29 protein-coding genes and 1 pseudogene are annotated in these 20,654 nt (G+C 68.1%); 15 read left to right on the top strand and 15 right to left on the bottom strand.

What is annotated here, in order from left to right:
• Positions 1 to 56: 56 nt before the first annotated feature.
• The 3 genes from ABD017_RS06175 to ABD017_RS06165 are packed head-to-tail and all read left to right on the top strand — an operon-like array spanning position 57 to position 3,282.
• Positions 57 to 1,487 (top strand): efflux transporter outer membrane subunit, encoded by a 1,431-nt coding sequence (locus tag ABD017_RS06175; RefSeq protein WP_343881247.1) that lies wholly within the window; start codon positions 57 to 59, stop codon positions 1,485 to 1,487.
• Entirely contained in the window at positions 1,484 to 2,224 is a 741-nt protein-coding gene (locus ABD017_RS06170; protein ID WP_343881245.1) for an SDR family NAD(P)-dependent oxidoreductase, read from the top strand. Before ABD017_RS06175 ends, ABD017_RS06170 begins: the two co-directional genes overlap by 4 nt.
• Before the next feature lie 23 nt (positions 2,225 to 2,247).
• Positions 2,248 to 3,282, top strand: a complete 1,035-nt coding sequence (locus tag ABD017_RS06165; RefSeq protein WP_343881243.1) for an NADP-dependent oxidoreductase — start codon at positions 2,248 to 2,250, stop codon at positions 3,280 to 3,282.
• A gap of 5 nt (positions 3,283 to 3,287) precedes the next feature.
• Here ABD017_RS06165 and ABD017_RS06160 read toward each other — a convergent pair whose 3' ends face one another.
• A complete protein-coding gene (locus ABD017_RS06160; RefSeq protein WP_343881241.1) occupies positions 3,288 to 3,626 on the bottom strand; it encodes a DUF4440 domain-containing protein in 339 nt (112 codons plus the stop codon).
• Positions 3,627 to 3,832: 206 nt separating this feature from the next.
• Positions 3,833 to 4,003: a hypothetical protein gene (locus ABD017_RS06155; protein WP_343881239.1), complete on the bottom strand. Its 171-nt coding sequence runs from the start codon at positions 4,001 to 4,003 to the stop codon at positions 3,833 to 3,835.
• A 39-nt stretch (positions 4,004 to 4,042) separates the two neighbouring features.
• Between ABD017_RS06155 and ABD017_RS06150 the strand changes: the two genes are divergently transcribed.
• The 4 genes and pseudogenes from ABD017_RS06150 to ABD017_RS06135 all read left to right on the top strand — a co-directional run bounded on the left by ABD017_RS06150 (position 4,043) and on the right by ABD017_RS06135 (position 6,288).
• Positions 4,043 to 4,408 (top strand): hypothetical protein, encoded by a 366-nt coding sequence (locus ABD017_RS06150; protein WP_343881237.1) that lies wholly within the window; start codon positions 4,043 to 4,045, stop codon positions 4,406 to 4,408.
• Positions 4,409 to 4,411: 3 nt separating this feature from the next.
• Positions 4,412 to 5,236, top strand: coding sequence for a M23 family metallopeptidase (locus tag ABD017_RS06145; RefSeq protein WP_343881235.1), 825 nt, complete (start codon positions 4,412 to 4,414; stop codon positions 5,234 to 5,236).
• 289 nt (positions 5,237 to 5,525) lie between these two features.
• Positions 5,526 to 5,816, top strand: a pseudogene (locus ABD017_RS06140) (LytR/AlgR family response regulator transcription factor); the annotation flags it as partial.
• A 229-nt stretch (positions 5,817 to 6,045) separates the two neighbouring features.
• Positions 6,046 to 6,288, top strand: coding sequence for a LytTR family DNA-binding domain-containing protein (locus tag ABD017_RS06135; RefSeq protein WP_343882191.1), 243 nt, complete (start codon positions 6,046 to 6,048; stop codon positions 6,286 to 6,288).
• 110 nt (positions 6,289 to 6,398) lie between these two features.
• On the opposite strand, the gene ABD017_RS06130 is transcribed toward ABD017_RS06135, so the two are convergent.
• From ABD017_RS06130 to ABD017_RS06105, 6 genes are all read right to left on the bottom strand, one after another.
• A complete protein-coding gene (locus ABD017_RS06130; RefSeq protein WP_343881233.1) occupies positions 6,399 to 7,580 on the bottom strand; it encodes an AI-2E family transporter in 1,182 nt (393 codons plus the stop codon).
• Positions 7,577 to 7,909, bottom strand: coding sequence for a hypothetical protein (locus ABD017_RS06125; protein WP_343881231.1), 333 nt, complete (start codon positions 7,907 to 7,909; stop codon positions 7,577 to 7,579). The genes ABD017_RS06130 and ABD017_RS06125 overlap by 4 nt, the downstream gene beginning before the upstream one ends.
• 2 nt (positions 7,910 to 7,911) lie before the next feature.
• Positions 7,912 to 8,478, bottom strand: coding sequence for an ABC transporter ATP-binding protein (locus ABD017_RS06120; protein ID WP_343881229.1), 567 nt, complete (start codon positions 8,476 to 8,478; stop codon positions 7,912 to 7,914).
• 19 nt (positions 8,479 to 8,497) lie between these two features.
• Complete coding sequence (locus ABD017_RS06115; RefSeq protein ID WP_343881227.1) at positions 8,498 to 8,863, bottom strand: ElaB/YgaM/YqjD family protein; 366 nt, start codon at positions 8,861 to 8,863, stop codon at positions 8,498 to 8,500.
• Between the two features lie 46 nt (positions 8,864 to 8,909).
• Entirely contained in the window at positions 8,910 to 9,065 is a 156-nt protein-coding gene (locus ABD017_RS06110; RefSeq protein WP_343881225.1) for a DUF1328 domain-containing protein, read from the bottom strand.
• A 142-nt stretch (positions 9,066 to 9,207) separates the two neighbouring features.
• On the bottom strand, positions 9,208 to 9,831 hold the full coding sequence (locus ABD017_RS06105) for a YbhB/YbcL family Raf kinase inhibitor-like protein (RefSeq protein WP_343881223.1): 624 nt from the start codon (positions 9,829 to 9,831) through the stop codon (positions 9,208 to 9,210).
• Positions 9,832 to 10,072: 241 nt separating this feature from the next.
• Here ABD017_RS06105 and ABD017_RS06100 point away from each other — a divergent pair, with 241 nt between their 5' ends.
• Together ABD017_RS06100 and ABD017_RS06095 are read left to right on the top strand one after the other, a co-directional pair.
• On the top strand, positions 10,073 to 10,297 hold the full coding sequence (locus tag ABD017_RS06100; protein WP_343881221.1) for a DUF3820 family protein: 225 nt from the start codon (positions 10,073 to 10,075) through the stop codon (positions 10,295 to 10,297).
• A gap of 109 nt (positions 10,298 to 10,406) precedes the next feature.
• Positions 10,407 to 11,690 (top strand): O-acetylhomoserine aminocarboxypropyltransferase/cysteine synthase family protein, encoded by a 1,284-nt coding sequence (locus tag ABD017_RS06095; RefSeq protein WP_343881219.1) that lies wholly within the window; start codon positions 10,407 to 10,409, stop codon positions 11,688 to 11,690.
• A gap of 282 nt (positions 11,691 to 11,972) precedes the next feature.
• On the opposite strand, the gene ABD017_RS06090 is transcribed toward ABD017_RS06095, so the two are convergent.
• The 3 genes from ABD017_RS06090 to ABD017_RS06080 all read right to left on the bottom strand — a co-directional run bounded on the left by ABD017_RS06090 (position 11,973) and on the right by ABD017_RS06080 (position 14,406).
• A complete protein-coding gene (locus tag ABD017_RS06090) occupies positions 11,973 to 12,983 on the bottom strand; it encodes a YheT family hydrolase (protein WP_343881217.1) in 1,011 nt (336 codons plus the stop codon).
• Positions 12,980 to 13,777, bottom strand: coding sequence for a lysophospholipid acyltransferase family protein (locus ABD017_RS06085; protein ID WP_343881215.1), 798 nt, complete (start codon positions 13,775 to 13,777; stop codon positions 12,980 to 12,982). Before ABD017_RS06085 ends, ABD017_RS06090 begins: the two co-directional genes overlap by 4 nt.
• Before the next feature lie 149 nt (positions 13,778 to 13,926).
• Positions 13,927 to 14,406: an Lrp/AsnC family transcriptional regulator gene (locus ABD017_RS06080; protein WP_343881213.1), complete on the bottom strand. Its 480-nt coding sequence runs from the start codon at positions 14,404 to 14,406 to the stop codon at positions 13,927 to 13,929.
• A 130-nt stretch (positions 14,407 to 14,536) separates the two neighbouring features.
• Here ABD017_RS06080 and phhA point away from each other — a divergent pair, with 130 nt between their 5' ends.
• Positions 14,537 to 15,430 carry a phenylalanine 4-monooxygenase gene (gene phhA / locus ABD017_RS06075; RefSeq protein WP_425543676.1) on the top strand — a complete coding sequence of 298 codons (894 nt, stop codon included), beginning with the start codon at positions 14,537 to 14,539 and terminating at the stop codon, positions 15,428 to 15,430.
• A gap of 154 nt (positions 15,431 to 15,584) precedes the next feature.
• On the opposite strand, the gene ABD017_RS06070 is transcribed toward phhA, so the two are convergent.
• Both ABD017_RS06070 and pspF read right to left on the bottom strand, forming a co-directional pair.
• Complete coding sequence (locus ABD017_RS06070; RefSeq protein WP_343881209.1) at positions 15,585 to 15,782, bottom strand: hypothetical protein; 198 nt, start codon at positions 15,780 to 15,782, stop codon at positions 15,585 to 15,587.
• A 313-nt stretch (positions 15,783 to 16,095) separates the two neighbouring features.
• Positions 16,096 to 17,103, bottom strand: a complete 1,008-nt coding sequence (pspF, locus tag ABD017_RS06065; protein WP_343882189.1) for a phage shock protein operon transcriptional activator — start codon at positions 17,101 to 17,103, stop codon at positions 16,096 to 16,098.
• Between the two features lie 263 nt (positions 17,104 to 17,366).
• Here pspF and pspA point away from each other — a divergent pair, with 263 nt between their 5' ends.
• From pspA to ABD017_RS06040, 5 genes are read left to right on the top strand one after another with little or no spacing between them, the layout of a single operon-like run.
• Positions 17,367 to 18,047 carry a phage shock protein PspA gene (gene pspA / locus ABD017_RS06060; protein WP_343881207.1) on the top strand — a complete coding sequence of 227 codons (681 nt, stop codon included), beginning with the start codon at positions 17,367 to 17,369 and terminating at the stop codon, positions 18,045 to 18,047.
• A gap of 6 nt (positions 18,048 to 18,053) precedes the next feature.
• Entirely contained in the window at positions 18,054 to 18,275 is a 222-nt protein-coding gene (pspB, locus tag ABD017_RS06055) for an envelope stress response membrane protein PspB (protein ID WP_343881205.1), read from the top strand.
• Positions 18,272 to 18,550 (top strand): PspC domain-containing protein, encoded by a 279-nt coding sequence (locus ABD017_RS06050; protein ID WP_343881203.1) that lies wholly within the window; start codon positions 18,272 to 18,274, stop codon positions 18,548 to 18,550. The genes pspB and ABD017_RS06050 overlap by 4 nt, the downstream gene beginning before the upstream one ends.
• The gene (gene pspC, locus ABD017_RS06045; protein ID WP_343881201.1) at positions 18,547 to 18,939 is read left to right on the top strand and encodes an envelope stress response membrane protein PspC; all 393 of its coding nucleotides are present in this window, start codon (positions 18,547 to 18,549) and stop codon (positions 18,937 to 18,939) included. Before ABD017_RS06050 ends, pspC begins: the two co-directional genes overlap by 4 nt.
• Before the next feature lie 9 nt (positions 18,940 to 18,948).
• Positions 18,949 to 19,158 carry a hypothetical protein gene (locus tag ABD017_RS06040; RefSeq protein WP_343881199.1) on the top strand — a complete coding sequence of 70 codons (210 nt, stop codon included), beginning with the start codon at positions 18,949 to 18,951 and terminating at the stop codon, positions 19,156 to 19,158.
• A gap of 198 nt (positions 19,159 to 19,356) precedes the next feature.
• Here ABD017_RS06040 and ABD017_RS06035 read toward each other — a convergent pair whose 3' ends face one another.
• Entirely contained in the window at positions 19,357 to 20,058 is a 702-nt protein-coding gene (locus tag ABD017_RS06035; RefSeq protein ID WP_343881197.1) for an RES family NAD+ phosphorylase, read from the bottom strand.
• Positions 20,059 to 20,234: 176 nt separating this feature from the next.
• On the bottom strand, positions 20,235 to 20,645 hold the full coding sequence (locus ABD017_RS06030; protein WP_343881195.1) for an MbcA/ParS/Xre antitoxin family protein: 411 nt from the start codon (positions 20,643 to 20,645) through the stop codon (positions 20,235 to 20,237).
• Positions 20,646 to 20,654: the final 9 nt, after the last annotated feature.

Here is a 20,654-nt window from a genome sequence, read left to right as displayed (position 1 = left end):
CGGCTTTCACGAAGCCCCGAAGGCACTGGGTCCCAGCTTTCGCTGGGACGACGGTGATGCGCAGCACGTTGTTGGCCGCCGCCCTCGCGCTGGCCGGTTGCGCCAGCATCGGCCCCGACTACCACGCCGAGAAAATCGCCGCGCCGCAGTTGCAGGGCCTCGATGCCGCGCAGGAAAACAACGCGCAGTTCCAGGCCGCGTGGTGGAAGCAGTTCAACGACCCGACGCTGGATGCACTGATCCAGCGTGCGGCGGCGAACAACCTCGACCTGCGCATCGCGGTGGCGCGTCTGCATGAAGCGCGCGCGCTGCTCAGCGGCGCCAAGTCCGACCGCCTGCCCAGCATCGACACCGGTGTGAGCTACACCCGCAGCCGTGGCCAGCAGCCTGGCTTCACCGACCAGCGCGTCACCACGACGACCTACCAGGCCGGCTTCGATGCCTCGTGGGAGCTGGACGTGTTTGGCGGCGTGCGCCGCTCCGTGGAAGCGGCCGGTGCCGATCTGGGCGCCAGCGAGGCGGCGTTGCACGACGTGCAGGTCAGCCTGCTGGCCGAGGTGGCGCGCAATTATTTCGAACTGCGCGGCACCCAGCTGCGGCTCGACATCGCCCGCCGCGACATCGACAACCAGCGCCAGACGGTGCATCTGACCGAGGTGCGCCAGCAGGTCGGCACCGGCGCCGAGCAGGACGTGGCCAGCGCGAAGGCCCGCCTCAGCGCGGTGCAGGCGCAACTGCCGCTGCTGCAGACCCAGGCCAGCGCCAGCGAGTACCGCCTCGCCGTGCTGCTGGGCGAGCGCCCGGGCGAGCTCGACATCGACGTGTCGCCCAGGACCTTCACCCCGATCGCCACCACCTTGCCGATCGGCGACGCCGGCGACGTGCTGTCGCGCCGTCCGGACGTCCAGACGGCCGAACGCGAATACGCCGCCGCCACCGCACGCATCGGCGTGGCCAAGGCGGATTTCTTCCCGCACATCTCGCTGGGCGGTTTCCTCGGCTTCCTGTCCGGGCGCAGCAACGACTTCGGCAGCCCGTCAACGCGGGCGTGGTCGCTGATGCCGAGCATCCACTGGGCCGGCCTCAACGTGCAGCGCGTGCGGGCCAACCTGCACGTCAGCGAGGCACGTGCCGACGCGGCGCAGGCGAACTACCAGCGCACCGTGCTGGAAGCGATCGAGGACATCGACAACGCGATCACCGGCTTCAACCAGCAACGCGTGCGCGTCGATCACCTGATCGAGCAGGCCACGCAGAGCAAGCGCGCCGCGGACCTGGCCCGCGTGCGCTACCAGGAAGGCGCTACCGGCTTCCTCGAACTGCTCGACGCCGAGCGCACCCAGCTCGCCGCCGAGGACGAGCTGGCGCAGGCCGAGGCCGCGGTCAATACGCGCGCCGTGGCCTTGTACAAGTCGCTGGGCGGCGGCTGGCAGGCCTGCGGTGATGAACACTGCAGCGCGGTGGCCCAGGCCGACGCGGCGCCATGAACCGGCCGGCCAGGCGCGCGCCGGCCACTGCCGCCGCGCCCGTGTATCGCGTGGCCCTGGTCAGCGGCGCCAACCGCGGCCTGGGCTTCGAGGTGGCGCGCCAGCTCAGCGAGCGCGGCATGACCGTGCTGCTGGGGGCGCGCAACTTCGACAAGGGCCTGCACGCCGCGCGACAACTGGCCGGCGGGCCGGGCGAAGTCATCGCGGTGCAGCTCGACGTCACCAGCAAGGAGCAGATCGAGACGCTGGCGCGCTGGATCGACATCACCTACGGCCGGCTCGACGTGCTGGTCAACAATGCCGGCGGGTATTACGACCACGACGCCCACGCCAGCAGCGCCGACCTGGCGCCCGCGCTTGATGCGATGCAGACCCACCTGTTCGGCACCTGGCGGCTGAGCAGCGCGATGCTGCCGCTGATGCGCCGGCACGGCTACGGCCGCATCGTCAACGTCTCCAGCCGCTGCGGCGCCAGCGACTCGAACAGCCGCCACTGCGTGGCCTACCGCACCTCCAAGTCCGCGCTCAACGCGTACACCCGCACGCTGGCGGCGGAACTGGATGGCAGCGGCATTACCGTCAACGCGGTCTGCCCGGGCTGGGTCGCCACCGAGCTGGGCGGCGCCGGCGGGCGACCGGTCAGCGCCGGTGCCCGCGGTATCGTGTGGGCCGCCTGCCTGCCGGCGCCGGCCCCGACCGGCCGCTTCTTCCGCGACGGCGCACAAATCCCCTGGTAACCCCTCGCCAACGGAGCCATCCCATGACGCAAGACGCCTCCACCAACCGCCGCATCGTGCTCGCCGCCCGCCCGCACGGGATGCCGACCGCGCAAGACTTTCGCCTGGAACAGGCGCCGATCCCGGCCCCCGCCGAAGGCGAGGTGCTGCTGCGCACGCTGTACCTCTCGCTCGATCCGTACATGCGCAACCTGATGGACGAGGCCGGCACCGAGTACGCGCCGGGCCTGGCCCTGGGCCAGCCGATGATGGGCGGCACGGTGAGCCGCGTGATCGATTCGCGCCACCCGGGCTTCGGGCCCGGCGAACTGGTGCTGGCCAGCGCCGGCTGGCAGGACTACGCCGTGGCCGCGGGCGACACGCTGACCGCGCTGGGCGATCTGCCACAGCCTTCGCTGGCGCTGGGCGGCCTGGGCATGACCGGCTTCACCGCCTACGTCGGCCTGCTCGACATCGGCCAGCCGCAACCCGGCGAGACCGTGGCGGTGGCCGCCGCCACCGGCGCGGTCGGCGCCGTGGTGGGCCAGATCGCCCGGCTCAAGGGCGCGCGCGTGGTCGGCATTGCCGGCGGCGCGGACAAATGCAGGTACGCGGTGGAAGAGCTGGGCTTCGATGCCTGCCTCGACCACCGCGCGCCGAACCTCGCCGGGCGGCTCGCCGCAGCCTGCCCGGACGGCATCGACGTGTACTTCGAGAACGTGGGCGGCGCCGTGCTCGACGCCGTGCTGCCGCGGCTCAACCATCATGCGCGGGTGCCGGTATGCGGCCTGATCGCGCACTACAACGACGACGCAGCGCCGGCGGCCCCGGATCGCCGCCCGCAGCTGATGGCCAGCGTGCTGCAGAAGCGCATCCGCATGCAGGGCTTCGTCATCCTGGACCATTACGCGGAGCGCTTCGACGCCTTCCGCGCCGACATGCAGGCCTGGCTGGACGCCGGCCGGATCACCCTGCGCGAGGATCGCGTCGAGGGCCTGGAACACGCCCCGGCGGCGTTCATCGGCTTGCTCGAAGGGCGCAACTTCGGCAAGCTGGTGGTGCGCGTGGCGCCGGATTGAGCGAGCTAGCCACCAGCCCTGCTGTGCTGCGAATACAACGCATGCCAGCGGCCGTTTTCGTAGACGAACACGTCGGCGGAACGCACGCCGCTCTGCGGCCCGAGTTTCGGGTCGTAAAAGGTGAGGATCGCGGTGTCGTCGCGGATCACCACCGCCTGCCCGGAAGGGTGCGCCTTCAGCCACGCCTCGACCTGGCGCCGCTCGGTGTCGTTGCCCCGGTTCCTGGCCGCGTGCGCGAGCAGCGCGGCTTTCTTGAGCACCGTGCCGTCGGCGCCGACCGAGCGGTACTCCGGCAGCAGCATGGCGTCGAGCCAGGCGCTGTCGCCGTCGAGTTCGGCATCCATCCAGTGCTGGTCCACCGCGCACCGCGGCCTCGGTGCGCGCGCTTTCGCCGTCCACGCCACGGGCATGGACGACGGTGGCCGCGATGGTCCACTGCACCCCCAGCACCAGCATGGCGATGCATGCCGTGCCGAGGAAAAACCTGCGTTGCGTGCGCATGCTGCGCTCCTCCTGCGCGGTCGGAATGCCGCCGGGCAAGGCTGCGCCTTCACCGCGCACGCCGCATCGGATGGGTGACGAACGCGAACCCGCCGGTGACGAGCGGCCGCAACGCGGGCTTCGGCGGTGGCCGCAGGCGCGTTCCGTTCGCGCCGGTCCGCGCGCCGCTGGTCACGGTCACGGCACCGGCCGTCACGACGCCGGTGACATCGGCGCGCATCGCTGCCACCGTGCACGGATCATCCCTGCGAGCCACGCCATGTCATTTCCTGCCGCCATGCGAACCTGTTGCCTGGGCCTGGCGCTGGTCGCGGGCGGCATCACCCGCGCGCACGGCGCGGCACCCGACCTGGACATAGCGATCGCGGTGCCGCCCACGCCGGTGCGCGTCGAAGGCCACCCGCAACTCGACTACGAAGTGCAATTGACCAACCGCTCCGGCCATCGCTTGACGCTGGAGGAATTCGTCGTGCTCGACGGGCGCGGCGGGCGCACGCTCGCGCGACTGTCGGGCAAGACGCTGCAACAGCATGCGGTCGTCCTCGATGCCGCGCCGGCGCCGTCCGGCGCAGGGCCGTCCACGCTGCCGACCTCCCCGCTGACGCCGCTCGAACCGGGCCAGTAGGTGGTGGTATTCATCGATGTCCCGCTGCCGGCGCGCGCCCCCATCGGGACGATTCGGCACCGCGTCGGCTATCGCCTGGACGGGGCGCGCGCCACCGCGCAGCTCTCCGGCGCACCGCAGGTATTGCCACGGACCCGGCCATCGCTGTTGGCGCCGCCGTTGCGCGGCGGTCCATGGCTGGCGATCCACGCCGCCGACTGGCCGCGCGGCCACCGGCGCGTGTTCTATCGTGTCGACGGCCACGCCCGCCTTCCCGGCCGCTTCGCCATCGACTGGGTGAAGCTGGACGCGCACGGCCGCTACGCCAATGGCGATGCCGACCTGGCCCGCGCCTGGTACGGTGCCGGCGCCGACGTGCTGGCGGTGGCCGATGCGCGCGTGGCGGCGGTGCGCGACGGCATGGACGAACCGGCGCGGATCTCGCAGCGCACGCATCACCGGCCCGAGGACGATGCGGGCAACTACGTGGCGCTGCAGTTGCCCGACGGGCGTTATGCGTTCTACGAGCACCTGCGCAAGCACAGCATCCGCGTCGCGATCGGCGAACGTGTGCGGGTGGGCCAGGTCATCGCCGCGCTGGGTTTCTCCGGCGAATCCACCGGCCCGCACCTGCATTTCCACATGGCGGACGCGAACTCGCCGCTGGGTGGCGAGGGCCTGCCGTTCGAGATCCGCGCGTTCGAACGGCTGGGCCGCTACGACGACATCGCGCGGATGGGCACGCCGTGGCAAGCGGACGACGACGCTGCCGCGCGGCAAGACGAATGGCCCGGCAGCAACACCGTGGTGAGGTTCGCCGAAGGGCTGGCGCCGGACCGCGAGCAATGAATCGCGCCGTTGGCTTGCGAAGCCACGCCGCTCTCCCGCCATCGAATATTGTTTCGTCCCGCACGGTGGCCGCACACTGCCGCTGTGGTGCGCCGTCCAGCGGCGTCGCGCGCAGGAGCATTACGTGAGCGGACATATCCACTGGAAGAAACGCGCACTGGCGCTCGCCTTCTGGACCGGGCTGGCGCTCTCGTATGCGCTGAGCAGCGGACTGTCCTCGATCAGCGAAGGCTACCCGCCGAACTGGCTGCGCGCGCTCAGCTGGAACCTCTCCAACTTCTGGTTGTGGATGGCGCTGGTGCCGATGGTGGGCTGGCTGGGCCGGCAGACCGCCGGGCACGACTGGCGTCGCCTCCTGGCGGTGCAGGTGCCGGCCAGCCACGACGAGGTGGACATCGTCGGCGAATGCGGCAACGCTGCCGAAGCGATGCAGGCGGTACGCGTGCTGCGCCCCGACCTGCTATTCCTCGACATCCGGATGCCCGGCATGGACGGCTTCGAACTGCTCGACGAACTCGCCCCCGACCGCCTGCCGCTGGTGGTGTTCGCCACCGCCTTCGCCGACCACGCGCTGCGCGCATTCGACGCGATGGCGCTGGACTACGTGCTCAAGCCGATCGAACAGACCCGCTTCGGCCAGGCCATGGCCCGCGTCAACCAGCACTGGCAAGGCCTGCACGCCACCGCCGACCCGGCGCTCGAAGGCACGCCCGCCGACGGCTACGCCCAACGCCTCAGCGTGCGCCACGGCGAACACATCCGCGTGCTCGCCGTCGACGACATCGACTGGATCCGCCGACGGCAACTACCTGCACATCCACGTCGGCCCCGTCCGCTACCTGCACCGCGACACCCTGCGCCACATGCTGGCGCAACTCGACCCCACGCAGTTCCTGCGCATCCACCGCGGCACCGTGGTCAACCTGTCGCGGGTTCGCGAGGTGCATCCGATGTTCAAGGGTGGTGCGGAAGTGGTGCTGCAGGATGGAACGCGGCTGGATTTGAGTCGGCGGTTCCGGGCCGGGGCGCGGGCGGTGTTGGGGTTGCTGTAGGAGCGCACCCTGTGCGCGATGCTCTGCTTTTGTTCCAGCTCTACCAAAAAAGCATCGCGACTGAAGTCGCTCCTACAAGGAGCCAAGGCACCGCGCACAGGGTACGCGCCTTACCGCTGCACGATATGCGCGAACCACTCCCAGCCCCGCACGCGCTCGGTGATGAGCTTGGTGCAGGTGAGCATCGGCACCGCCAGCAGGGCGCCGGGGATACCCCATAGCCAGCCCCAGATCAGCAGCCACAGCAGAATCGCGATGGGGCTGAGGCGCATGCTGTGGCCCTGGATGAACGGGGTGATCAGGTTGCCTTCGATGGCGGTGATGCCGGCGAAGGTCAGCGCGGGCAGGAACACGTCGAAGCTGGCGTCGTTGGCGTACAGCATGCACACCACCGCCAGCAGCGCGGTGGTGCTGATGGCGCCCACGTACGGGATGAAGTTGGCGAACATCGCCACCGCGCCCCACAGCAAGGCGTCGGGCACTTCGTACAGCCACAGCATGCCGGCGGTGATCGCGCCCAGGCCGGCATTGATGGACAGCGCGGTGAGCAGGTAGCGCGATATCTCGCTCTGGATGCTGCGCACGATGGTCACGGCGTGGCGCTTGTAGGCAAAGCTGGGGGTGATCTCCACCAGCCGGCGCAGCATCGAGTCACCATAGAGCAGGAAGAAAAACACCAACAGCACCACGCTCAGCACCGCGGCCAGCACCTTGGGCGCGGTGGACACCACGTCCCACGCGGTGAACGACACGGGCGGCGGCGCACTCGATGTGCGCACGGGATGACCGCTCACCAGTGTCTGCGTGGCACGGTTGGCCGCCTCCAGCGGCCGGGTGAGGCCCTTCAGTTTGGGCACGAAGTGGCGGATGGCCGAGGGCGCGCCCTGGAACCAGCCCACCGCCGGCTGCGCCAGCAGGTTGGCGCCGGTGCCGATGCCGACCATCAGGCTGATCACCAGCACGCTGGCGGTGAGCCAGCGCGGCAGGCGCACGCGCGAACCGGCGGCCACGATGGGGTTCAGCGCCAGGCCGATGAAGGCGGCCAGCACCAGCGGAATCAGCAAGGCGCGCGTGATGGTGATGGTGTAGAGCAGGGCCAGCAGCAACAGCGCATTCATCACGATGCGCAGTGCGCGCAGGTGGCGACGCATGCCGCGCGTGGCGCGCAGGCCGGGCGACATGCGGCGCAGGGTCGGGTCCTGCGACAGCTCGGCGTCGATCGCCAGGAGCGCCTCGGCGGAGGCCTCCGGCGGAGTGGCCGAAGACAGGGGCAGCGGGTCGATCTGGTTCATGTCGGGTCTGCGGCGGACTCTGTGTCTGAGGGATCGCCCGCGGCGGCACCCAGCCCGGCCACGCCAAGCTCGGCGATCATGCGCGAGCCCATCGTCACCAGCTCGGCCAGGCCGCCACCCAGCAGCGCGCCCAGCCCCGGCAGGCGCAGCGGATGCACGTTCAGCCGCCCCAGCACGAAGCCGACAGCAGCGGATACGCCCACCGTGCCCAAGGGATGCGCGCGCCCCCGGTCCAGCAGTGCACCGGCCGGCTCGCCCACGCGATGCCGCGCCAGCGCCACCTGCGCCTGCGCCATTTTCACCTCGGCAACCTGCGACAGCATGCCCATGTTCAATTCCCCCGGTTAGGTGGCGACGACGCCGGTTGAGGCGCTTGCGCTGCCGCATCGCGCGCAGCTGCCAACGGTGCTCCCGCTTCGGCGCCTGCCGCCGCGTGGGCCGCGTTTTCCTGCCGCGCCCTGTGCACGGTATCGCGGATGATCGCACCACACTCGCCGCGGGTGGCGGGCAAGGTCATCCAGTGCATGCAGCGACGGAACAGCCATACCGCCGCCACCAGCAGCAGCAGCTGCAGCACGCACAGCGTCGCCAGCGCCCACAGCCACGAGCCAAACCATTTGGCCAACGCCAGCCCCAGCAGCGCCATCAGGGTCAGCGCCAGCGCCACTCCGGCAACCGTGGCCACCAATCCCGCGATGAAAAGCCATGACACCGCCCTGCGGGCCAACCCCAGTTCGGCCGTCAGCAAGGTCCATTGCGCGCCGAACAGCTGGCCCAACGCACGGCCCAGTCGCGTGATGTCGACCAGCCATCCAGACGGCAACGGCGCCGAGGACGCCGGCGCCGTTGCAGATTCGCGGGGGCCATCGGCGGCCCGCTCGTTTCCTGGTTCCTGCATGGATATCCCCCGGCGCCGATCAGCGCCGCAGGATACGGCCAAGCAGCCAGCCAGCCCCCAACGCCATGGCGACCGACTGCATCGGCTTCTCACGCACGTAAAGCCGTGCCTGGTCCAGCCACGCGTCGGCGGTATCCATCGTGCGGTCGCACACCTCGCGGCCACGCTCGGCCACGTCGGCGGCCGTATCGGCGGCGCGGTTGGCGGCTTGCGCGGTCTTGTCGGTGGCCCGATGCAGGCTTTCCTCGACGTGGTCGGCGGCGCGATCGACCGCTTCCTTGGTGCTGGCCACGGCGCTGGATGTGGCCTGCTTCACGCGCTCGGCCTTTTCGTCGATGCGGTTGCCGCTCAGCGGCGCGGAATTCTCAGGCAGTTGGTTGTTCATTGGCTTGGCTCCGGGAAAACGTGGGGTGTTGCGACTTTCCTACCGGTCAACTGGCGCGGCGGAAGAAGGCAATGATCGCCAGGATCAGGAAGATGACGAACAGGATTTTCGCGATGCCAGCCGCGGTGCCCGCGATGCCGCCGAAACCGAATACCGCGGCAATGATGGCGATAACCAGAAAAACCAGCGCGTAGTGAAGCATGGGCATGTCCTCTTGGGGTGGGAATCTGCGGCGTCCGCCGCATGGATCCGCATCATCCCGAGCCCGATGCCATGCGCGCGTGAAGGCGCGCAACGCGCCCCTGCACGCCGCGGCGACGTCCGGCGGGGCGCCCGCCGGGCGGTCAGCCCGGGTGCGTGGGGTTGAGGCTGTAGGTGCCCACCCATTCCGCGCTGGCCAGCACATGGCCATCCATCGCCTCGCGCAATTGCGTCAGCGTGAAGCCGCGCGCCAGCCCCAGCGTGGCCACGTCCAGCGCCGCCAGGCGGAAGTGGTAGTGGTGCACCAGCTCGTCGTTCCACGGCGGGCAGGGGCCGTCGTAGCCCAGGTACTCGCCCACCATGTCGGGGTCGCCGGCGAAGAAGCCGGTGAAATCGTTCATGCCCTGCACGCTGCGCGGCGGCCCGGCAGGGTCATGCTTGCCGTGCGCCACCACGCCGTCGCTGCAGGCGCCGGCCGCCAGCTCGACGCACTCGGGCGGGATGTCGGCCATCAGCCAGTGCACGAACTCCACCCGGCGCATGTCGGCCGGCACGCGGCGGCCGGGCTGGTTGACGTCGTCGCCGCGGCTGGGCACGTCGGGGTCGATCACGGCGAGCACGAACGAGCGGGTGCCCGCCGGCGCGTCCTTCCACGCCAGGTGCGGGCTGCGGTTGTCCGACAGCGCCATCGGATCGGCGCGCCTGCCGAAGGCGAATTCCGCCGGAATGGGTTGGCCGTTCTCGAAGCTGTCACTGCGCAGTTGCATGGCGGTTCTCCATCGGCGTGGCGGTTTTTCATGATCATTTCCGGAGGAGATCCAGGGCAAGAGCCCCTCCCCAACCCTCCCCTGCAAGCAGGGGAGGGAGCAAAGCCCCGGCCCGGTTCCTCCCCTGCCTGCAGGGGACGTCAGGAGGGGTTTGCTCCCGATCCTGTCTTTCAAGCCTATACCGCAACACATCGCGCGCGCAGCACTTACCATGCCGCGACATTCTTCACGACGGTGGGCCATGGACGCGAACGACCTGCAACAGCTGGTGACCGTGCGCATGCCTTACGGCAAGTACCAGGGCCGCCTCCTTGCCGACCTGCCGGGCGCGTACCTGGCCTGGTTTGCGCGCAAGGGGTTTCCGCCGGGGTCGCTGGGGCGACTGCTGGCGCTGGCGCTGGAAATCGACCACAACGGCCTGGCGGGCCTGCTCGATCCGCTGCGGCAGGCATCGCCGCCGCGCTGACCGGCTTGCCGCGCGGCCGTCCATACGGCCAAAACGTTCCGCGGTACCTGTAGGCTAGGGAGAAGTGCGGGTACGCACGACAGACCTCTTGGATACCACGGAGCGCCACATGAAGATCGAGACACTTGCCGTCCACGCCGGATACTCGCCGGACCCCACCACCCGCTCCTCGGCCGTGCCGATCTACCAGACCGTGGCCTACGCGTTCGACAACGCGCAGCATGGCGCGGACCTGTTCGACCTGAAGGTGCCGGGCAATATCTACACCCGCATCATGAACCCCACCCAGGATGTGCTGGAGCAGCGCATCGCCGCGCTGGAAGGCGGCATTGCGGCGCTGGCGCTGGCCTCGGGCATGGCCGCGGTGACCTACGCTATCCAGACCATTGCCGAGGCGGGCGACAACATCGTCTCCACCGCCACCATCTACGGCGGCAGCTACAACCTGTTCGCGCACACCTTTCCGCAGCAGGGGCTGGAGGTGCGCTTTGCCGACGCGGGCAAGCCGGAGAGTTTCGCCGCGCTGATCGACTCGCGCACCAAGGCGATCTTCTGCGAGTCGGTCGGCAACCCGCTGGGCAACGTCACCGACATCGCCGCGCTGGCCGAAGTCGCCCACGCCCACGGCATTCCGCTGATCGTCGACAACACCGTGCCCAGCCCGTACCTGTGCCGCCCGATCGAGCACGGCGCCGACATCGTGGTGCACGCGCTGACCAAGTACATCGCCGGCCACGGCAACAGCATCGGCGGCGCCATCGTGGACAGCGGCAAATTCCCCTGGGCCGAGCACAAGGAGCGCTTCCGCCGCCTCAACGAGCCGGACGTGTCCTACCACGGCGTGGTCTACACCGAGGCGCTGGGGCCGGCCGCCTACATCGGCCGCGCGCGCGTGGTGCCGCTGCGCAACACCGGCGCGGCCATTTCGCCGATGAACGCGTTCCTGATCCTGCAGGGCGTGGCCACGCTCGGCCTGCGCATGGACCGCACCTGCGACAATGCGCTGGCCATCGCCAAATACCTGCAGAAGCACCCCAAGGTGTCGTGGGTGCGCTACGCCGGCCTGCCCGACCACCCCGACCATGCGCTGGCGCAGAAGTACATGGGCGGCCGTGCCTCGGGCATCCTGTCGTTCGGCGTCAAGGGCAGCGATGCCGACCCGCGCGCCGCCGGGGCGCGGGCGCTTGATGCGATGAAGCTGTTCACGCGACTGGTCAACATCGGCGACGCCAAGTCGCTGGCCACCCACCCGGCCTCCACCACGCATCGACAACTCGATGCGTCGGAGCTGGCCAAGGCCGGCGTGAGCGAGGACATGATCCGGCTGTCGGTGGGCATCGAGCACATCGATGACCTGATCGAGGATCTGGGGCAGGCGCTGGAGGCGGTGTAAAGCGCAACCCGCCCAACCCTCAAGGAGGGTATGAGCCGTCATTCCAGCGAAAGCTGGAATCCAGCGCCTCCGGCCGTAACGTAACCGGCGCTGGATCCCAGCTTTCGCTGGGATGACGAATGGAAGCATCCCCGAGGCCAGGTTTGCTTGCCGAGCCCGTTCGGGCTGAGCGTAGCCGCGAAGCGGCGAAGTCGAAGCCTCGCCGCAGGCCGCCCTTCCACTTCGCGGCTACGCTCAGGGTGATCGATGGCGGGGTGCGGCGCTTTTCCGATTCCCGATTCCCTACTCCCCGCTCTCAGCCACCGCGTTGAAGCGCCCGGCAATGTAGTCGTCCGTGAAGCTGGTCATGCCGAAGTCGCGGATGAAGCCGCAATGGCCGCCGTAGGGGGCGATGTCCAGTTCGATGTTGGGCGGCAGTTCGAGCTCTTCGAAACTGCGCACCGGGATCACCGGATCGTCGCGGGCGGTGAGGATGGTGGCGGGGATCTGCATCGCCTGCATGATGTCGCCGGCGACCGAATAGCCGTCCAGATACTGCTGCAGCGATTTGAAATCCGTGTGGCGCAGCACCAGCGCCTCGGTCAGTCCGCGCAGGTGCTGCTTCATTTCCGACATCTCGAAATACCGATGTTCGGGAAACGCCTTCTGCTTGGCCAGCAGCGAGTGCCGCCATTTGCGCATGAAGTACGCCTGGTAGAACCACGGCGCCGACTCCTCCAGCGAGAACAGCCCCACCGCCGGATCGATGATGGGGCACACCGCCAGCGCGTAGCTCAGCGGGATGCCCAGCCGCGACGTCCGCATGGCCACGCGCAGCGCGAAGTTGCCGCCCAGCGAAAACCCCGCCAGCACCAGCGGCCGCGCCGGCCAGCGGCGGGCGATCTCGCCCAGCGCGTGCACCACTTCGTCGAGCTGGCAGGAATGGAACAGCGCCTCGTTGAGGCCGTGGCTGTCGCCGTGGTCGCGGAAGTTCAGGCGGAAGATGTCCCAGCCATCGGCCAGCAGGCGGCTGCCGGTCTGCAGCACATAGGTCGAATCCACGCTGCCTTCCCAGCCGTGGAACAGCACCGCCAGCCCGCGTGGCCGCGACCGCGCGGTCTGCGCGGTGAACGCGCCGGACAGGCGCACGCCGTTGCCGCCATCGACCACCACGTGCTCGGCATTCTGCGACACCGTCTTGGCCGCCGCCGGCAGCAGCAGCCGGCGCACGCCGCTGGAGGAAAGCATGGTCTGGATGTGGCCGCTGCGCAGTGGCCAGGGCGGGCAAAAATCCTTCCCGTAGAGCAGGCTCATTCCTGGCGGTCTTCCAGCGCGGCGGCGATGCGTTCGCGTGACAGCTCGGCCATGCGGCGACGCGCGTCGGGCGTGGCCGGCACCGGCGTGAGGAAGTGGATCTCGGCATCCATCGGCGCCTCGCCCAGCAGGCGCACGATGTTGTGGAAGAAACTCTCGTGCTCGCGAAAGCCGGCATCGATCAGTCGCCGACCCTTGCGGGCGAAACGCAGCGCCACCGGCTGCACCGACACCTCCGCGTCCAGCGCGGCCTGGAAAATGCGCGCATGGAACACCTTCAGCACACCGTGGTAGCCGGTGCCGCCTTCCGGAAACACCGCCACCGAGCGCCCCGCGCGCAGGCGGTCGATCATCACCTGCATCACGGTGGACAGCGAATGGTTGTTGCCGCGGCGATGGAAGATCGTGCCCGCGCTGGCGGCCAGCCAGCCGATCAGCGGCCAGCCGGCGATCTCCGCCTTGGCCACGAAACACGCCGCGCGCTGGCTGTGCAGCATGGTGATGTCGATCCACGAGGTGTGGTTGGCCACGAACAGCACCGGATCACGCTGCGCCTGGCCAAAGCGCCGCGGGCGCATGCCGAAGATGCGCAGCAGCGTCACCGACCAGGCCCGGATCATGCGGTGGGAGAACGGCTCGCGGCCATCCTTCATCACCGCCTGCGGGGCCCAGCTGAGCAGCAGCGCGCACAGCAAAATGCCGAGCACGATGTGCAGCAACACCAGCGGCACGCGCCACAGGTAGCGCAGCGGGCGCAGGGGATCGCGGGGCTCGGAGGGGGATGGCTCGCTCATGAGCGCAGCAGTTTAGCGTCAGTTCGCCGCCGCGCGGAACGCCGCGTCAGCCGGCCACCCCCTGTAGGAGCGGCTTCAGCCGCGACGCTCTTCTTTGGCGCCTGGGGCGAGGCATCGCGACTGAAGTCGCTCCTACAGGGACCGCCGCGCTACCGCCCGCCCAGGTGCGCCAGCGGCAGCGAGGGCGAGCGCTTGACCGTGCGCAGCACGAAACTGGAATTCACGTCGGCCACGCCCGAGGCGTTCAACAGGTGGTCGAGCAGGAAGCGCGAGAAGTCCGCCAGGTCCGCCACGTAGACATGCAGCAGGTAGTCCATCGCGCCGGTCAACGCGTGGCAGGCGACCACTTCATCCCAGGCATTGACGCGCTCGACGAACGCCTCGACCACGGCGCTCTCGTGCTTGCTCAACTGCACCCGCACGAATGCCTGCAGGCCCAGCCCCACGGCCTGGGGATCGACCTGCGCCGCGTAGCCGCTGATGACGTGGTCGGCCTCCAGTCGCTGCAAGCGGCGCAGGCATGCCGATGGCGACAGGCTGACCCGCTCGGCCAGCTCGGCGTTGGTGATGCGGCCCTCGCTCTGCAGCACGGCGAGCATGCGCAGGTCCGTGCGGTCCAGCGTGTTCATACGCAAATTTCATCGCGGCTTTAGGGAAGTGGCGCAATCATATAGCGCCACCGCGGCGTACGAACGCAAGAAAGCAATCTTCGTGCGGAACATCGTCGCTAAGCTGTCGGGAGCCTCCACCAACGCAGGAATGGCCATGAACACACCCCGCAAGATCGAGCACCAGCAGACCGATCGCGGCTACGTGCCGGTCTATGCCACCGGCGTGGTGGAGCAGCCGTGGGCCAGCTACAGCCGCAGCGAGCACGCAACGTGGGACACCTTGTTCCAGCGCCAGCGCGAGCTGCTGCGCGGCCGCGCCTGCCGGGAATTCCTCGACGGCGTGGAGCGCTTCGGCCTGGGCGACGGCGGCATCCCGAAATTTGCCGAGCTCAACACCGTGCTGTCCGCGGCCACCGGCTGGCAGGTGGTGGCGGTCGAAGGCCTGCTGCCGGATGAGGTGTTCTTCGACCACCTCGCCAACCGGCGCTTCCCGGTCAGCTGGTGGATCAGGAAACCCGAGCAGCTCGATTATCTCAGCGAGCCGGACCTGTTCCACGACCTGTTCGGCCACGTGCCGCTGCTGCTGAACCCGGTGTTTGCCGACTACATGCAGGCCTACGGCCGCGGCGGCATGAAGGCGTTCAAGATCGGTCCCGACGCGCTGATGAACCTGACCCGGTTGTACTGGTACACGGTGGAGTTCGGCCTGATCGACACCGCCGAGGGCATGCGCATCTACGGCGCCGGCATCGTCAGCTCCAAGGGCGAATCGGTCTACAGCCTGGACTCGCCCTCGCCCAACCGCCTCGGCTTCGACATCGAGCGCGTGATGAGCACGCGCTACCGCATCGACACCTACCAGCAGACCTACTTCGTGATCGACAGCTTCGAGCAGCTGTTCGACGCCACCCGCCCGGATTTCACGCCGATCTACGCCAGGCTGCACGACCAGCCGGCCCACGCGGCCGGCGACGTGCTCGACGGCGACCGCGTGTTCACCCGCGGCGACCGGGTGGGCTGGGCGGCCAACGCGGATACGTGAGCTTCAAACGAAAGTCTCGATAGATCTACGTCGTTCCTGCGAAAGCAGGAACCCAGCGCCTTAATGGCTGATCCGGAAGGCGCTGGATCCCGGCTTTCGGCGGGACGACGAGCAGATATCCGGTTGTTCGGACCCCCACAACGGGTCATGCGAGTTACAGCACAGATGCGCCAATGAATCCGCCAGACGTCAACATTCCCGCAATCAGCGTCAAACGGAATGCCACCCAGAATCGAATCTCCCTCAGCCCAAAAGCCTCCGGCATAGTCGTGTTCCATAACCACTGAAACAATGCGACCGAGATCATGAAAACAAGAATTATCATGATTGCAACCGGCAAAATCGAGTTCATACCACACTCCAAAGAATCAAATGGAACCTGTTTAGCGACGAAGCCCAGCTGAACTTCTGACGTTCGACCTGGGCGTAGGCCCGCAGAGCCGAAGTCGAAGGGACTGCAGGGCACTTCGACTCGCTCGCTATCGCAAGCTACGTTATCGGCAGGGATCAACCCATATTTAGTACATCCATGCGATTGAGCGGCATGGGTGTGATCACGCGTCACTCAGGGCACGCGCTAAGGAACTGTCAGCAACACGGACACCTCGGTAGAAGCCGGGCGATGTGCTGAACGGCGACCGGGCGTTCGCCTCCTCTCGATCATGTCAGTCTGCAGACTCTGACGGGCGTCTGCGCGACTTCACCAGGCCGTGCTTGCGCAACAGCGCGCGCAGCTGGTGATAGCCCAGTCCCAGCAGCGGCGCGGCCTCGACCTGGTTGTGGCGCGCTTCGACCAGGGCACGCCGGACCAGGTCGATTTCGAGCCGGGCCAATTCCGTCTTGAGATCGCAGGGAAGCGGGATTGGTTTTTCCGAAAGCACCGCCTCGACCGTTCCAGGCTCGGCTTCGACCGGCGGCCGGTACGCGGAAGCGAAGGGGTCGAAAACGATGGCGTCGACCGCCTCGTCGGCCGGCGTGCGGTGCACGGACCGCTCGACCACGTTTTTCAGCTCACGCACGTTACCCGGCCACGGGTAGCGCACCAGCGCGGCGCGGGCGGATTCGCTGAAACCGGCGAACAGGTCCCGACCGAGTTCGCGGCTGATGTTGACGGCGAAGTGCTCGGCCAGTTGCAGGATGTCGCCCGTGCGTGCGCGCAACGGCGGCACTGTCAGCACGTCGAACGCCAGCCGGTCGAGCAGGTCGGCGCGAAATGTCCCGGCCCGCACGGCGGCGGGCAGGTCGCCGTTGGTGGCGCCGACGATGCGCACATCCACGCTCAGCGTCTCGCTGCCGCCGACGCGTTCGAACTGGCCGTACTCGACCGCGCGCAGGATCTTTTCCTGCACGCGCAGGGACACCGTGGCCAGTTCGTCGAGGAACAGCGTGCCGCCGTGGGCCTGCTCGAAGCGGCCGATGTGGCGGCGGCTGGCGCCGGTGAACGCGCCCGCCTCATGGCCGAACAGCTCGGTTTCGAGCAGGGCCTCGGTCAGGGTGGCGCAGTTGAGTTTGACCAGCGGCGCCTCCCAGCGCGGCGACAGGTAATGCAGCCGCGCCGCGATCAGTTCCTTGCCGGTGCCGCGCTCGCCGATGACCAGCACCGGCTTGTTCACCGCGGCCACCCGCGAGGCATGTTCCAGCAGGTCCAGGAACGCCGCGGACTCCCCCAGCATGGCGGTGGTTTCGGTATCCGATGTGCGCGGATCTGGCATGAGGCATCCACTCGCTGAGCGGTCGGGCGAGCGAATGGCTTGCTTCGCTCATTATTGGTCAATCTAACCATATATCGGTTGATGAAACCGCCGCTCGCACGGCTGTGCCGCGGCGGCGAACCATAAACCATTGCCTTGTCAATGACTTGGGCGCATGCCTCGGTTTGGCATGACCCGTGCTCTTCACACGTCGCGGGCCCTTCACCATCACGAGGTAAGCAGACATGGGCGTTTTTTCGAGAATGAGCGACATCATCAACTCCAACATCAACGCGATGCTGGACAAGGCCGAAGAACCGGAAAAGGTGGTGCGGCTGATCATCCAGGAGATGGAGGACACGCTGGTGGAAGTGCGCTCCGCCGCGGCGCGCGCGATCGCCGACCGCAAGGAGCTGGAGCGGCGCGTGGAACATGCCGGGCGCGAATCCGACGAGTGGCAGCGCCGTGCCGAGCTGGCCATCACCAAGGGGCGCGACGACCTGGCCAAGGCCGCGCTGGTCGAGAAGAAGCACACCGACACCGCGCGCGAGGCGCTGCAGGGACAGTGCCACGAGGTCGAACTGGGCCTGGCCAAGCTCAATGACGACATTGCCGCGCTGCAGGTCAAGCTGGCCGACGCCAAGCATCGGCAGAAGGCGTTCGAACTGCGCCACCACACCGCGGCCAACCGCCTGAAGGCGCGCAGCCGCACCCACGACGAGCGCATCAACAACGCGCTGGGCCGCTTCGAGCATTACGAGCGCAAGCTGGAACACATGGAAGGCCGCGTCGAAGCCTACGACCTGGGCCAGCAGCGCAACCTCGACCGCGAGTTCGCGGAGCTGGAAACCCACGACCACGTCGAGGCCGAACTGGCGGCGCTGAAGGAGCGCATGGGCTCGGGGACAGCTGCCGACAAGGAGTAACCCGACATGGACTTCACCGCCATCTTCGCCATGTTCTGCATTTTCATCGCGCCGCTGTGGCTGATCCTGCACTACACGACGCAGCGCCGGCGCGCGCAATGCCTGACCCGCGAAGACGAAAAAATGCTGTCGGATCTGTGGCAACTCGCCAACCGGATGGAGCGCCGCGTGAAAACGCTGGAAACCATCCTGGATACCCAGGCACCTCATTGGAGAGACAAGGCATGAACGGTTCAACGGACGACTATCACCGGCGCAGGCTCTACCGCGATTCGGAACGCGGCCTGATCTTCGGCGTGTGCGCGGGCATCGCCGGCCATTTCAACTGGCCGGCGTGGCTGATCCGCGTGGCCGCGCTGGCGCTGGCGTGGTACTTCCCAACGGCCGCCGTGGTGGCCTATGTCGTGGCCGCACTGATCCTGCCGCAGCGGCCACTGCGCTACCGCGGCAGCGGCGACGAGCGCAGCGCCTGGCAACCACGCCACCACGGGACCCAGCCATGAGACACGACGACAACTGGCGCGCGCAGCGCTTCTATCGCGATGCACGCCACGGCAAGCTGATGGGCGTATGCGCCGGCCTGGCCGACTACTTCGGCTGGAACGTCACCTTGGTGCGGGTGCTGGCGATCGTGGCGTTGCTGTGGTTCAACGTGGTGACGCTGGCGGTATACCTGGTGCTCGGTTTCGTGCTGCCGACCAAGCCGGACACGCTCTACGACTGGGACGCCGACGAGGAATACTGGCGCAGCGTGCGGCGCTCGGCCGGCGACACCTTCCGCGACGTGCGCCACCGCTTTCGCGAGCTGGACATGAAACTGCAGCACATGGAAGGCTACGTCACCTCGAATCGGTACGACCTCGATCGCCAGTTTCGCGATCTGGAACACTAGGAAACAACGATGGACGGTCCTTTTTTCATCCTCAGCATCATCGTCGTCGTGCTCGGCGCGCGCATCCTTCGCGACCACTTGCGCTTCAAGCACGACCAGCCGCGTGAAGACCCGCAGTACCGGGCCCGCATGGATACGCTGGAGCAGCGCGTGCGAACGCTGGAGCGCATCGTCACCGACAAGGGCTACGACCTGAAACGGGAATTCGAGAAGCTGTAGATACGGGGAAATATCCGAAGCAGTCGTCATCCCAGCGAAAGCTGGGATCCAGCGCCTTGTTAGTCCCTTGAAGACGCTGGATTCCAGCTTTCGCTGGAATGACGAGCAAAGTCTTGTTCGAACCATCCCCAGGCCAAAGTCGCTCCCCGGAATCGGCAGGCCTGCGGCGGACGACCAGCCTGAGCGACGGCATCGACCCTACGGTTTGTCCAACCCCGACCGCTTCAGCTCGCTCACCTCCAGCACCTGCGCAATGCGGCTGCCGTCCCAGCGGTAGACCAGGTGCTGCGCCTGCACGCATGGCGCCACCACGTCGGGATAGAACGCGGCCAGGCATTCGCCGCCCCGGTCGCGCGCACTGTCGTAGACCACGCCATTGGCGCCCGCCGCCCGCAGCTGGCGCGCCAGCGCCACGCTGGCGGCATAGCTGTCCGGCGCCTGCGCCGCCGCCCAGCCGCCACGCAGGTCGTACAGCTTGCTGTCCACGCTGGTGCGATAGCAGCGCATCTGGATGTCGGCGGCGGGCTGGGCGGTGGCGGCGAGGAAACGCTCGCGGTGATACACGGTTTCCTCCACCGCCGTGGCCACGCTGTGGGCCGCGTAGAACACACCCCAGCTGCCATCGGAAAACCGGCTGCCTTCGGGGTTGAGATGGGTGAACGCGGCCATCACCGGGGTGGAACCGGGGCCGCTGATGCGCCGCTCCTTCGGTACCAGTTTCAGCACATCGGCCTCCTCGCGCAGGCGCGGATTGGTCAATGCCTCGATCGCGAACAGCGCATCGATGTCGGCCGGGTCGGCGATGCGGTCGTACACGCCCACCGGCGGAAAACGGCTGGGCACGATGCGCCAGGCGCGGCTCCAGCGGATGCGTTTGACGGGTGGCAGATCGATCGGCATCAAAGGCTCCGGGATGTGCTCCCTCCCCTGCTTTGCAGGGGAGGGTTGGGGAGGGGTCGCTTTTGATCCGGGAGCCAAAGGCGCTTACCCCCTCCCAGCCTCCCCCTGCAGGCAGGGGGAGGAGCAAAGCGTGCCGCGTGCCTGTCTCGCCGCTCGCGACCATCCACTCACGTCATTCACCCACGCTGCGCATCCAGGTACTGGCGCACCACGTAGAGGTCGGCCACGTTGCCCGACAGCATGCGCTCCATGGCGGAATGGCCGCCGAACAAGGGCGCCGTGTTCGGCTGGTGCAGCCAGGTGTCGGCCTGGGCCGGGTCGGGGAACAGGATCTGCAGCGATTTCCAGATGCCCAGCAGGTAGCTGATCCGCTCCAGCGTGTCGCGCCCCAGGCTGCCGCCCTGCTGGCGCTTCCACTTGTAGAAGGTCGATTCCGGCGGGTCGCCCAGCAGCTTGCGCTGGTCGGCAATGCGCAGCTTCCATTGGTCGGTGAGATTGAAGAACGCGCGCAACGCGGGGCCGGCGAGCGTATCCGGCGTGGCGTAACGGGTCGCGGCTTCGGCGACGCGGGTCGAATGAGCCGTCATGCGCTTACT

It is taken from the genome of Rhodanobacter caeni, from assembly GCF_039523575.1.
GTDB classification, from domain to species: domain Bacteria; phylum Pseudomonadota; class Gammaproteobacteria; order Xanthomonadales; family Rhodanobacteraceae; genus Rhodanobacter; species Rhodanobacter caeni.
The sequence above is the reverse complement of the archived record's forward strand: the minus strand, read 5'-3'. Positions and strand labels throughout refer to the sequence as shown.